Annotated in this window: 10 protein-coding genes; 5 read left to right on the top strand and 5 right to left on the bottom strand. The window is 41.2% G+C overall.

The window, feature by feature from the left end:
* Positions 1 to 2: 2 nt before the first annotated feature.
* On the top strand, positions 3 to 2,447 hold the full coding sequence (locus tag B3P16_RS21260; protein WP_286844265.1) for a glycoside hydrolase family 2 TIM barrel-domain containing protein: 2,445 nt from the start codon (positions 3 to 5) through the stop codon (positions 2,445 to 2,447).
* 114 nt (positions 2,448 to 2,561) lie between these two features.
* On the opposite strand, the gene mnmE is transcribed toward B3P16_RS21260, so the two are convergent.
* Positions 2,562 to 3,941, bottom strand: coding sequence for a tRNA uridine-5-carboxymethylaminomethyl(34) synthesis GTPase MnmE (gene mnmE / locus B3P16_RS21255; RefSeq protein WP_046675888.1), 1,380 nt, complete (start codon positions 3,939 to 3,941; stop codon positions 2,562 to 2,564).
* A 177-nt stretch (positions 3,942 to 4,118) separates the two neighbouring features.
* Here mnmE and B3P16_RS21250 point away from each other — a divergent pair, with 177 nt between their 5' ends.
* On the top strand, positions 4,119 to 4,604 hold the full coding sequence (locus B3P16_RS21250) for a hypothetical protein (protein WP_070568738.1): 486 nt from the start codon (positions 4,119 to 4,121) through the stop codon (positions 4,602 to 4,604).
* A 67-nt stretch (positions 4,605 to 4,671) separates the two neighbouring features.
* On the opposite strand, the gene xpt is transcribed toward B3P16_RS21250, so the two are convergent.
* From xpt to B3P16_RS21235, 3 genes are all read right to left on the bottom strand, one after another.
* Complete coding sequence (gene xpt, locus B3P16_RS21245; RefSeq protein ID WP_286844263.1) at positions 4,672 to 5,247, bottom strand: xanthine phosphoribosyltransferase; 576 nt, start codon at positions 5,245 to 5,247, stop codon at positions 4,672 to 4,674.
* 53 nt (positions 5,248 to 5,300) lie between these two features.
* The gene (locus tag B3P16_RS21240; RefSeq protein ID WP_286844261.1) at positions 5,301 to 7,079 is read right to left on the bottom strand and encodes an AMP-dependent synthetase/ligase; all 1,779 of its coding nucleotides are present in this window, start codon (positions 7,077 to 7,079) and stop codon (positions 5,301 to 5,303) included.
* A 260-nt stretch (positions 7,080 to 7,339) separates the two neighbouring features.
* Entirely contained in the window at positions 7,340 to 8,533 is a 1,194-nt protein-coding gene (locus tag B3P16_RS21235) for a proline dehydrogenase family protein (RefSeq protein WP_046675892.1), read from the bottom strand.
* Positions 8,534 to 8,628: 95 nt separating this feature from the next.
* Here B3P16_RS21235 and B3P16_RS21230 point away from each other — a divergent pair, with 95 nt between their 5' ends.
* The 3 genes from B3P16_RS21230 to B3P16_RS21220 all read left to right on the top strand — a co-directional run bounded on the left by B3P16_RS21230 (position 8,629) and on the right by B3P16_RS21220 (position 10,791).
* Complete coding sequence (locus B3P16_RS21230; RefSeq protein ID WP_070568728.1) at positions 8,629 to 8,835, top strand: RNA-binding S4 domain-containing protein; 207 nt, start codon at positions 8,629 to 8,631, stop codon at positions 8,833 to 8,835.
* A gap of 50 nt (positions 8,836 to 8,885) precedes the next feature.
* A complete protein-coding gene (aroB, locus tag B3P16_RS21225; RefSeq protein ID WP_070568725.1) occupies positions 8,886 to 9,953 on the top strand; it encodes a 3-dehydroquinate synthase in 1,068 nt (355 codons plus the stop codon).
* A gap of 121 nt (positions 9,954 to 10,074) precedes the next feature.
* Positions 10,075 to 10,791, top strand: coding sequence for a ThuA domain-containing protein (locus tag B3P16_RS21220; protein ID WP_070568723.1), 717 nt, complete (start codon positions 10,075 to 10,077; stop codon positions 10,789 to 10,791).
* A gap of 154 nt (positions 10,792 to 10,945) precedes the next feature.
* Here the strand turns inward: B3P16_RS21220 and B3P16_RS21215 are convergent, their stop codons facing one another.
* Positions 10,946 to 12,832 carry a TonB-dependent receptor plug domain-containing protein gene (locus B3P16_RS21215; RefSeq protein ID WP_286844259.1) on the bottom strand — a complete coding sequence of 629 codons (1,887 nt, stop codon included), beginning with the start codon at positions 12,830 to 12,832 and terminating at the stop codon, positions 10,946 to 10,948.
* Positions 12,833 to 12,843: the final 11 nt, after the last annotated feature.

Raw genomic sequence — 12,843 nt, 5'->3', positions numbered from 1 at the left:
GTATGCTGAAGCAATTAGTTGATACTGGGTATAGCCGAATAATGATCCTGCTCTTCCTCTTATTTGCGACCGCAGGCTCCTTAAGTGGACAGTCCGGAAAGGTTATTGATTTTAATGGGGGCTGGTGGTTTAAACTGGACAGCATCCAGCAATATAGCAATGGACGAAACGGAGAGGGCTGGCGAAAGCTCGGTCTACCACATGACTGGAGTATCGAAATGCCATTTAGAGAAAACAGCCCTGCAGGTAGCGGGGCTGCTTACCTCGATGGTGGCGTAGGCTGGTATCAAAAAACGTTTAAGTTGGCTCAGGCTGAGCGAGGGCAACGGATATTTATTGCATTCGAAGGTGTATACGAAAACAGTGAGGTCTGGATCAATGGGCATTTCTTAGGAAAAAGACCCAATGGTTATATCGGATTTGAATATGAGCTTTCCCCTTATTTATACTGGGATGGTAGGGAAAACCTGCTTTCAGTAAAAGTAAACAATAAGAATCAGCCCAATTCGCGTTTCTATTCGGGGTCGGGGATCTATCGGGATGTCAAATTAATCAGCCGGAATCCAGTCAGCATAGGAACGAACAGTACCTTCATAAGAGCTGGGCAGCTCAGTGAGAAACGTGCTGTCGTGGATCTCTCCCTGGAAATTGAGCATAGCCCTAAGGCATCTAAAAACATGATGTTGTTGACAGAGGTGCTTTCAGCTCAAGGTGCTGTTCTAGCGAGTAAACGTACTACGTTGAACGCCCTCAAGGCAGGTCTGCATCCCCTCGATCAGCAGATAGTCCTCGAAAATCCCATCTTATGGGGTATCGAAAATCCCTATCAATATACAGCAAAGATTAAACTTATTGTTGATGGTCGGGTTGTAGATGAACAGCTTACGAAATTTGGCTTACGTAATTTTAGCTTCGATCAGCAACAGGGCTTTATGCTCAATGGGAGGCCGCTTAAAATCCGTGGGGTCTGTTTACATAGTGATCTCGGCGCTTTGGGCATGGCATTCAACCGATCTGCAGCATTACGTCAGCTTCGCATCATGAAAGAAATGGGGGTGAATGGAATACGGACATCACACAATCCTGCGGCGCCAGCGTTTTTGGACCTCTGCGATAGCTTGGGTTTTGTTGTGATGAGTGAAACCTTCGATGTCTGGAAAGGGCGTAAAAATCCCTATGACTATCATTTATATTGGGACGAATGGTACAAGCGGGACTTTGTTGACCATATCAAAAGGGACCGGAATCATCCGTCGTTGTTTATATGGTGCCTGGGCAATGAAGCGCAGGAGCAATGGCATTCCAAAGCTGATGGTGCAGCGATTCCGATTGCGCTGGCAGCAATTGTCGATAGTCTGGATGGCACACGTCCGACCACCATTGCCAATAATGAGCTCTCCAAAGCCAATCCGGTGCTGATGAGTTCGGCGGTAGATTTGATTGGCTACAACTATAACCATAAGAAATGGGCAAGCTTCCCACAAGATCATCCTGAAAAGAAGTTTATCGTAACGGAAAGTACTTCGGCATTGGAAAGCCGCGGAACGTATGATTTGGTGCCACATGATTCTAGTCGCATGTGGCCAGAACGATGGGATATTCCCTTTTCTGACGGGAACAAAGACAGGAACATATCGGCTTACGACAATGTATTTACACCATGGGGATCAAATCATCAGACAAGCTTGAGGTTGATGGAAAAGTACGACCATATTGCGGGCATGTATGTATGGACTGGATTTGATTATCTCGGCGAACCCACACCCTACACCTGGCCGGCACGAAGTTCGTACTTTGGTATTGTGGATCTAGCTGGATTTCCGAAAGATGTCTACTATCTGTATCAAAGCGTATGGACAGAAAAGGCGGTCTTACATGTATTGCCTCATTGGAATTGGAAGCAAGGTGATCGGGTAGATATCGTAGTATATTTTAATCAGGCTGACCGGGTGGAGCTTTATCTGAACGGTAAAAAGATAAGGGAGCAGTCCAAAGACCCAGATCGGTACGACCTTGTATTTAAAGCTGTTGAATTCAAACCAGGGGAGATTGAAGTAGTATCGTTTCAAGGTGGCAAGAAACTGCTAAGTAAAACGATCCGTACCGCAACGAAAGCGCATCATATACAATTGTTTGCAGAAAATGTGACTTTCAATTCGGCAAATAAAGAACTTTCCTTTGTACATGCTTATATCGTGGACGAGTTTGGCACGATCGTTCCTGATGCAGACGATAAAATCGAATTTGAGGTGGAGGGAGATGGTGCAAAAATTGTGGCGACAGACAATGGCAATACGACGGATCTGACGAGCTTCCAATCTGCTTCCCGCAATGCTTTTCATGGTAAAGCCTTGGCGATTGTCACGAGCAAAAACAAAGGCAAAATACAGGTAAGGGCAAAAAGTAAAGGACTAATTTCGGGTGATATTCAACTTGAAGCCAATTAGTTCTTGGCTTTGGTCTGCGCTGGATTTGTATGTTTTTTTTCACTAATAAGAGCAAGGTCCGACCATGGTCGGACCTTGCTCTTTGTTGTATAACGCGATCATTAAGGCTATGATTTACTTGCCAATGCAGAATTTCGAGAAGATATTATCCAATAAATCGTCTGTCGAAACACTTCCCGTGATTTCACCAAGATGATATAGCGCTTGGCGGATATCCATTGCTAGGAAATCAGAAGTGACAGGATTGTCAATACCATAGATCACGCGTTCAAGTGAATCTGCTGTTTTTTGTAGCGCTTCTACGTGACGGATGTTGGTGACCATAACATCATCTGTATTTAAATTTCCTAATTGTACACGATTGATCAATTCGTCTTTCAATTCCTCGACGCCAATTTGCTCTTTTGCTGAAATGTAGAGCGGATTAAGGACATTGTAAACGTCTTTTTGCGCCTCAGAAAGCAAATCTGATTTATTGATAATGGTGACAAATGGAATTTGTAGTCGCTCGATTTCTGGTAATTGAGCTTGTACTTCTTCAACTTTGTCCTGTGTAGGATCGAAAAGATAAATGATCAATCGTGCCTGTTTCATCTTTTCACGGGTGCGTTCAACTCCTTTTGCTTCAATAACATCTGCCGTCTCACGTATACCTGCAGTGTCAATAAATCGGAATGTGACGCCATGAATATTAATTTCATCTTCAATAGTATCACGCGTAGTCCCTGCAATATCGGAAACAATGGCACGTTCTTCATTTAAGAAAGCATTCAATAGGGTTGATTTTCCAACATTCGGTTTCCCGGCAATGACAACAGGAACACCATTTTTAAGGACGTTACCTTGTTCAAAAGATTGTATTAATTTTTGAACAATGACCTGTATTTTGTTGATTAGATTTTTTAGCTGATCCCTGTTCGCAAATTCCACATCTTCTTCCGAAAAATCAAGCTCTAATTCAATTAGTGATGCAAAGTGAATGAGATCTTCACGAAGGGATTTAAGCTGATTGGAGAAACCGCCCCGCATTTGTTGCATCGCCACTTGATGCGAAGCTGCAGAATTGGATGCAATTAAATCGGCAACTGCTTCTGCTTGCGATAAATCCATGCCGCCATTGAGAAATGCACGTAGGGTAAATTCTCCCGGACGAGCAGCACGTGCTCCTTTTTTGATCAGTAAATTTACAACGCGCTCGATAATATATTTGGAGTTGTGCGTTGATATTTCCACCGAATTTTCTCTCGTGTAGGAGTTCGGGGCTACAAATAAAGAAACAAGTACTTCATCTATAATCTCTTCGCCATCCCTTATGGTTCCAAAATGGATAGTATGCGATGCTTGTTGAAGCAGGTTCTTTCCTTTAAATATTTCGTTTGTAATTTTTATGGCATTCTGACCCGAAACGCGTATGACAGCGATAGCTCCATTTGTTCCAGAAGATGTCGCTAATGCAACAATGGTATCTTCAGTGATATATCCCGTATTTGACATGGTACAAAGATACGTTAAATTGGAATAATGGATTCTATATATTGCGGCACAAATTAAATTCATCTTGACCGATTAAACCTTTGTTCAAACATTGATGTCATACCCATAGAAACGCTTGTAAAAAAGAATGAAACACAGGCGGAGTGAAATTAATTTTTAAATTTAAATTATACTGTTATGAGAAAGATGATATACTTCGCGTTGGCAATAGGAGGACTTGTCTTAATGGCTCCACAACAATCGTCCGCTCAGTATCGGGGACATGAACGTGAGTGGAAACAGGACAAAGAGCGTAGAAAATATGAAGAGAAAAGGGATAAGGAATATCGAAAATATTTAGAAAAACGCGAAAAAGAAGACCGTAAGTATCATAAAGAAGTAGCTAAGTCATACCGAAAAGGGTACCGTCATGGAGCACCGGCCTGGGCAAGTGCACATCGTTACGATAGTAGACACCATGTATACTTTAGAGATTACAAAACATTCTATGACCCTTACAGAGGAGGTTACGTGTATATGCGCAATGGCCGTTGGAATTTTTCATCAAACGTGCCTTCGTTTATGTTGAATGTCAACTTGGGAGCAGCCAATATCCGGATTGTAAAAGATGTTGCAATTAGCAGACATCCTGAAGATTTTTACAACGACTACCGTTGGGATTAGAAAGAATTTATCTTGTTGTTTGAATATAAAAGCCTCAATCTTTAGGGAGATGAGGCTTTTCTTTTTGCTAGTCTTCTTCGAAACTGACTTTATTCACTTCAAGCGACTTTATCCGCGCTAACGATTCAATTCTTAAATCGGACAATTCTCTTAATCTTTTGCCACCTTCCTGGAAGGATTTTTCGATAATAAATCCCATGCCCAATACTGAAGCCCCCGATTGTTTAACGAGATCGAGCATACCAAAAGCAGCATTTCCATTGGCCAAAAAATCGTCTATAAAAAGAACATTGTCGCTCGGCGTAAGAAACTCTTTGCTGACACAGATGTCATAGGTTCGGTTCTTAGTAAATGAATGCACCTGGCTCACATACATATCGGCCATGGTCGTGGGTTTTGCTTTTTTTACAAATACAACCGGGAGTTCTAAAAGGTAGCCAAGCATAATCGCTGGGGCTATTCCGCTTGCTTCAATTGTAATGATTTTATTGATCGGGAGGTCTGCAAAACGGCGGACAAATTCCACTGCAATAGATTTCATCAATACGGGGTCCATCTGGTGATTGATGAAGTTGTCTACTTTAAGTATGCCTCCTGCGAGACTTTTACCGTCATGAAGGATTCTATCCTTTAATAATTTCATGTTTTACTTGTATAAATATAGCGTGCTATGTCAAAATTTTGATCAATTGATCCTTAATCCATCTCCATTTGATAGAGGTTATTGAACTCTTCTTGATGATGTTCGAGAATGACCTTCCGTTTCATTTTTAAGGTTGGTGTTAACTCTCCATTTTCAATTGTAAATTCGTCGGTTAAAATAATCGGTTTCTTGATCTGCTCCCAGTTACCAAAATGCTGGTTTGCACGGCGCACCTCCTGATTGACTTTTTTTACAATGGCAGGGTCAGTCAGAAAATCGTCCTTTGTCATGGTTGCAAGTTCAGGAGCATCTGTTCTGGCCCAATCCAATAAATGGGCATAGTTTGGCACAATAAAGGCAGAGGCAAATTTCATCCCGTCACCGATTACCATTGCCTGTTCTATAAACTTAGATTCAACGAGCTTGGTTTCGATAGGTTGTGGTATAACGTACTTTCCACCCGAAATTTTGAACATCTCTTTTTTTCGGTCAATGATTTTTAAGAATTTTTCATCTTCCCACTTCCCGATATCTCCGGTGTGCAACCATCCATCAATGATGGTTTTATCCGTCTCTGCCTTATTCTTATAATAGCCCATCATGACGTTGGGACCTTTTACCAATATCTCTCCGTCTTCGGCGAGTTTTATTTCAACAAAACGTACAGGAAGTCCAACAGTGCCAATGCGAATACCTTTGATATAATGATTGACTGAAATGAGTGGGGAGGCTTCGGTCATGCCGTAACCCTCATATAATGGAATTCCTGCAGCTAAGAAGGCACGTGTTAACTTGCTGTGAAGAGAGGCTGATCCAGAGGCAACGGTAAGCAATTCGCCACCCAAAGCCTCATACCATTTGTTAAGGACAAGTTTCTTGGCAAGCTTTAGTTTGAGATTATAGGATAGGCTTCTTTTTTCAGGATTTGGATCATATTCTTCAGCGACTGAGACAGCCCAATCAAATACTTTTCGTTTGAAACCAGTGAGATCGTGGCCTGTTTTCATGATTTTCTCGTAAACTTTTTCCAGAATACGAGGGACAACGGTCATGATATGAGGTTTTACTTCCTTCAGATTATCACCTATTTTATCAAAAGATTCTGCGATATAGATCGTAAAGCCGAGATACATGTAGGTATATAAAACCATGCGTTCGTAGGCGTGGCAGGGTGGCAGGAAGGTCAATCCGCGGTCGTAAGCCTTGCAGGGTGTAATTTCTGCTGCACCTAACACATTGGAAAATATATTATTGTGTGACAGCATGACGCCTTTTGGTTTGCCCGTGGTTCCAGAAGTGTAGATCAGGGTAGCGAGATCTTCAGGTTTGATTTGATCGCGGAGCACTGCTAGTTTTTCTGGGGAGCAATTGGAGCCTATATCATTAAGTTCTTTCCAGCTGCGTGTTCCTTCCTGTTCGGCGATACAAAAAAGATACTTCAATGTATAGATTGAATCGGTTAGATTCATTAGGCGATCGTACAAGCTTTTGTTACTGACGATACAAACCCTGATTTCGGCATCATTAAAAATATATTGATAGTCTGTATCGGTAATATTTGGATAGATGGCCACCACGACTGCACCAATTTGCTGGATTGCAAAGTCAATCATATGCCATTCCATGCTACTGCCGGCAATGAGACCAACTTTCTCGCTGGGTTTCACGCCAAGTTCAATCAGCCCTTTGGAGAGGTTGTCTACTTGTTCAAGAAAATCTGCTGTTTTGATATAATTCCACTTGCCGTCCACTTTGTGCGCAAACATATCAAGATTGGGGTATTTGCCCATCTGTTGACGTGCAAGATCAAATAATCTAAGTTTTTCTTCCATTTCAAATCTTATTCTTTTAAGCTCCGCGGGAGCACCCTTCCAGTATGAACTTTGTTTTAAGGGAAAAGTTTGCAAACATAAATAATTGTTTCAAGAATATGGAATGATTTTGTAATTAGCTTGTTTCAAAAGTGCGAAGGGGAGCGATAGGTGAAGTGCTTTTGTGCTTTTCAAAAGTAGGGTGTTTCTTGGAGACCATTTGAGCATAGTTCCTTGAGTAGATGGACTTGATGCGCGCCAATTATAAAAAAAGCTAGTCGTTATCGACTAGCTTTTCTTCTTTGTTTTTCTTTGATCAAAAGCCCGAGCTCCCGACCTGTCGCTCCTGCGACTGAAGTATTTTCCTGTGCTCTACGGAAAAGGTATGGCATCACTGCTTTCACCGGTCCGTAAGGCATGTATTTGGCAACATTGTAGCCGTGTGCAGCTAAATTGAAGCTCAGGTTATCAGACATACCCAATAATTGTGCAAAGTAAATACGGTCGATTGATCTGTCGATACCGCGTCTGTCAATTTCCTTTGCAAGTAGCATGCTACTGTCCTCATTGTGTGTACCCGCCATTAGTCCAAAGTTGTCCAGATGGTCCAAGATAAATTCAATAGCTTCATTATAATCTCTATCGGAAGCTTCTTTATTTGGCTGGATGGGATCGGAATAACCTTTTTGCGCAGCGCGAGCACGTTCGATCTCCATATAGGCACCACGAACGATCTTAGCACCCATGTGAAATCCTCTAACTTTGGCGTATTCAAAGTCAGCTTTCAAAGATGCCAACTTATCACTACGGTACAATTGATAAGTATTATATACAATTGGTTTTTCCATATTGTATTTTTCCATCATTTCACGAGCGATATCGTCAATTGCATCTTGGATCCATGAATGTTCAGCATCTACTAAAACTTTTACACCAGCTGCATGACAAGCTTTACAGATGCGATCGGTACGATCCAACATACGTTGGTATTCTGCCTGTTCACTTTCTGTCAAGGCTTCCTTTGCATTGACTTTTTCAAACAGTTCAAATCGGCCTAATCCAGTTGGTTTAAATACTGAAAATGGAATGTATTTGTTTTTACTGGCCGCGACTACGGTGCGCAATACCTCGTTGCAGCAAGCGTCAAATGCACTTTCAGTTTCTTCTCCTTCAACGGAATAATCCAATATTGTTCCTACACCATTCTCTCCCAATTCGTTAATCGCATTTTCGCAACCTTCGATGGTCTCTCCGCCACAAAAATGCTTGAAGATTGTTTTACGGATGATACCCTGGATAGGTAATCCGATGTTCAGTGCAAAGTTGGTCATGGATGGACCTACTTTTGTCAAGAAGTTATTCGCTATTATTTTGAATAACCAATACGCTCTTTCCAAATCCTTATCGCTTTTACTTTTAAAAGCAATCTCTGTATTATCAAAGGATAATGTCTTGGGCTCAGAATTCTCAATCATAATCTTTATTTGCAATAAGGCAAATGTAGCAATTTACTAAGCATTAAAACGATGATAATTCTTGTATTCCTCAGTGAAACCACTATTTTTGTGAAATGCAAGAATTTAAAATCGAGGGCGAATATATCCAGCTTATACAGTTACTTAAAGCTTTAAATTGGGTGGAGCATGGTGCTATGGCTCAATGGGTTGTAGCGGAAGGGTATGTAAAGTATAATGGGCAGGTCGATTACCGGAAAAGGCTCAAATTGCGACCAGGAGATGTTGTTGAATTTGATGGGATGCAAATAAAATTGGTGTAATATTAAACAATATTGGTAAATAGAAAACTTAAACCTTAAAGAATCGTAGAATGGAAGTCATAGAAAGTTTGGGCTATCAGGTATATTTTGATGATACGTTGGCCTCTTTGGAGGCGTTTTTAGCTGAGCGCAGTTACTCAAAGATCATCGTCTTGGTGGATACCAACACCTTGGATAATTGTTTACCCTTATTTCAGCAGGCCTTACCCAATTTGGCGAATTATGACGTGATAGAAGTAGATCCTGGCGAGGAAAATAAAAATATTGATTTCTGTATTGGCGTATGGCATAATATGCTCGATTTCGGAGCGGATAGGCATTCGTTGATGATCAACCTGGGTGGTGGGGTAGTCACCGATATGGGGGGATTTGCAGCGTCAACTTTCAAAAGAGGGATGGATTTTATTCAAATTCCGACGACTTTACTTTCCCAGGTAGATGCATCGGTAGGAGGTAAGACCGGCATTGATATGGGCAGTGTGAAAAATATTATTGGAACTTTTGCACAACCTCAAGCAGTATTTATTTCAAGCCAGTTTTTGAAAACCCTAGATCAGCGTCAGTTAATCTCAGGTTTTGCTGAAGTAATTAAACATGGACTGATCTTCGATCGGGCTTACTATGAGCGAGTGAAAACATTAGAGATCGATCAAATCGACAATTCTTTGGTCAAGCATTCTGTTTCGATCAAAAACCGTGTTATCCTTGAGGATCCGAAAGAAAAAGGACTACGTAAAATATTAAACTTTGGTCATACAATTGGTCATGCTATTGAGGGATACTCTTTGTTGAACGATGCTTCACCTTTATTACATGGAGAAGCTATTGCAGCGGGAATGATTTGTGAGGGGTATCTATCGCATAAATTGAATGGTCTGCCTTTGGATGAATTAAACGATTTGATCCAAACCTTCAGAAAATACTTTAAAGATTATACATTTGATTCATCCATTGATACAGCCTTGTTGGATTTGATGCGAAATGATAAGAAAAACTTGTCCAATCAGATCGGTTTTGCATTGCTTGACCAAATTGGCAGTTGTCAATATGATATCTACGTTTCTGAGGAAGATATTATTGAAAGCCTTGATTTTTACCGTGAGCTAATCACACCATAATAAAACAGAAAAGCCGTGTATCGGGAGAATGCACGGCTTTTCTTCACAGCTATTTTTATCGCGATTTCGTTTCGTAAAATAGTAAACCTAAACTTTAATCATCATAATAACCATTTATATCATGAATAGAATCTTCATTTTTCTGTTTCTCCTGTTGGGGATATCAGCTGCTGTTCAGGCACAAAGGCAAGTATTGATCTTTAGCAAGACAAAAGGGTTTAGACACGGAAGCATCGAAAAGGGCGCAGAGGTACTTAAGCAATTGCTTGATAAAGAAAAGATAAAATCTGATCATTCGGAGGATGCAGCTCTGTTTACCGATCAGGGATTGAACAAATATGACGCCGTTATCTTTCTGAGCACAACCGGCGATATTCTCGATAATGCGCAACAGGAAGCTTTTGTGCGGTATATCCAATCGGGAAAAGGGTTTGTGGGTATCCATGCAGCGACGGATACTGAGTTTGATTGGCCATGGTATAACGGCCTTGTAGGGGCGTATTTTGCGTCTCATCCTGCTGTACAAAAAGCCAAAATTGATGTGCTGGACAGAAAACATCCGGCCACCAAGCACCTCGATCCGATCTGGTGGCACAAAGATGAATGGTATAATTTCAAGGATGTGAAGGACGGATTGCATGTGTTGATGAATTTGGATGAAAAAAGCTACCAAGGAGGAAAAATGGGGGATCAACATCCAATCTCCTGGACCCAGAGCTACGATGGAGGGAAAGTCTTCTATACCGGGCTTGGACATACCGATGAGTCCTATGACGAACCTGAGTTCCAAAAACATTTAATTGGAGGAATTTTATCTGTTCTTCCCAAGAAAAAGTAACTTATTTTATAGTTGGCGTTTTCTTAAATAGGGCATGGTACATGCTTCTATGTGGCAATAACACAATGAAAAGTCCCAAATGGTCATTCCATTTGGGACTTTTTTATAATTGATGGCGAATGGGAAGAGAACCGATTTTGCCATTTAATCGGGTTTAATAGTTCAGTTTATATTTTGCGCCGATACTAAACCAACGACCGGGCATTGGAACGGCGGCAGCTTCTATATAGCTCTTGTCAAATATATTCTGAACATCCACAAAGATGTTTAAGTCTTGGAGTTGGTACGATCCTCTTACGTCAGCGATGAAATAAGATTTGTAACTGATACGCTCATTAAAGCGGTTTGCAGAAGTGAACATCCAGTTCTTGTGGTTTATGGTAAAGTTGGCAATAACTTGATGCCTTAAGCTTTCAATAGCATATTTGGATAGTATCCCATCTGCTAGTGTTATGCTTGGGTTGAGATAATTATAACTTAGCGTTGTAAAGTATCGTGTCGTTGCGCTGGGATCATTGATATTATATCGGAATGAAGCATTGAATCCATCAATTTTATTTTTTTCAATATTTATTGGTTTCCACGGAATGACCGTTCCGCTTCCTGTAGTGGCATCCTCTTTTTGCCAGTCGATGAAATCGCTTATCCTTCGATGGAAATAGCCCACTTGCGCAATAACTCGATTGGATAAGTATTTTATACCACTTTCTATCTGATAGGCATTTTCAGAGCTCAGTGTGGGGTTTCCGACGTTGGCTGTCTGATTGGTGTAAAGATCCGTAAAGGAAGGGATGCGTTGGCTAGAACCTGCGTTGACTACAATCTTCCAATGTTCGGTAATATCATAGCCCAAATCTAGACCCGGGAATACCTGCCAGCCAAATTTTGAGTTATAATTGATGTAGGCACCCGAGTTGATCATCAGTTTTTCGATCGCCTCTGTTTTGAATTCCAGGTAGCCGCCGTAATTCTCCCGGTTATGGTCGCCAATACTGGTGCTATTGATACGTTCAAATCGACTTTCCAGTCCTAAGCCAAATGTACCATAACTATGCTCCAATGTAGCATTGATTTCAGCTCCAAAGACGTTGCTGTAATGTTTGGACCTACCTTTGGTTGTTTCTCTGCCTAAATACCAATATTCATCTTCGTTGTAGCGATTACTGAGGCGTGGACTGATGGAAAATGCCTGTGTTAATTGATGCTTGGACTGCAGGGAAGCGAAAGCTGTCTTAACCTGTTCATACGCTTCCTTGTCATTCGGTGCAGCATAGTAACCATTGGCTCCAAATTGATTGTTGATATAGCCAACATTGGCTTTTATCATATTGGCTGTATTCGGTTGATATGTCCCGTCATAATAGAGTTTATTGTTATTAGAGGCTGTATTATAGCGTTGTCCATTCGAATCTTCGTGGCCAAAATATAAACCGTGGCTTGTTTGTTTGGTTAAGAACTGTGAGCCAAGCTGAACACCTTTACCATAATACTTGCCTGCACTTGTCTGCTCATTATCTTTGAATGAAGAACCACTATACACCTGGGCACTAATTTGATTTGATTCAATTTTTTTTGTTACGATGTTAATAGCGCCGGTTAGCGCATTAATGCCGAAAATTCTGGATGCTGGTCCTCGAATGATTTCGATACGTTCGATGGCCTCCAGCGGAACCGGAAGGTTCATATTGTGATGGGCACTCTGTGGATCGGTGATTTTAACACCATTGAGTAGGATCGCTGTCTGTTCAAAAGAGCCTCCGTCGATACTTATATCTGCCTGCGAACCGAATGGTCCACGTTGGCGAATATCAACTCCTGGGATATTGCTAAGCAATTCGTTGATTGATCGATTTGGTAGTCTCTGTATATCTTCCTGCGTCAATATTTGGATGTTCTTGCTTTGTTTTGAAAAAGGGATCTGTAAGCGATTTTGATTAATGATGACTTCACCCAAAGCGGTTGTGTCTTTAATCTGCGCAGTCGCAGCTCCAATACTCAGTACTAATGCAAGTTTTGTTAACGTAATATTCTTATTCAACATGCTTTCCTAGA

Source organism: Sphingobacterium sp. UBA7631, assembly GCF_002483935.1.
Classification (GTDB): Bacteria; Bacteroidota; Bacteroidia; order Sphingobacteriales; family Sphingobacteriaceae; genus Sphingobacterium; species Sphingobacterium multivorum.
The sequence above is the reverse complement of the archived record's forward strand: the minus strand, read 5'-3'. Positions and strand labels throughout refer to the sequence as shown.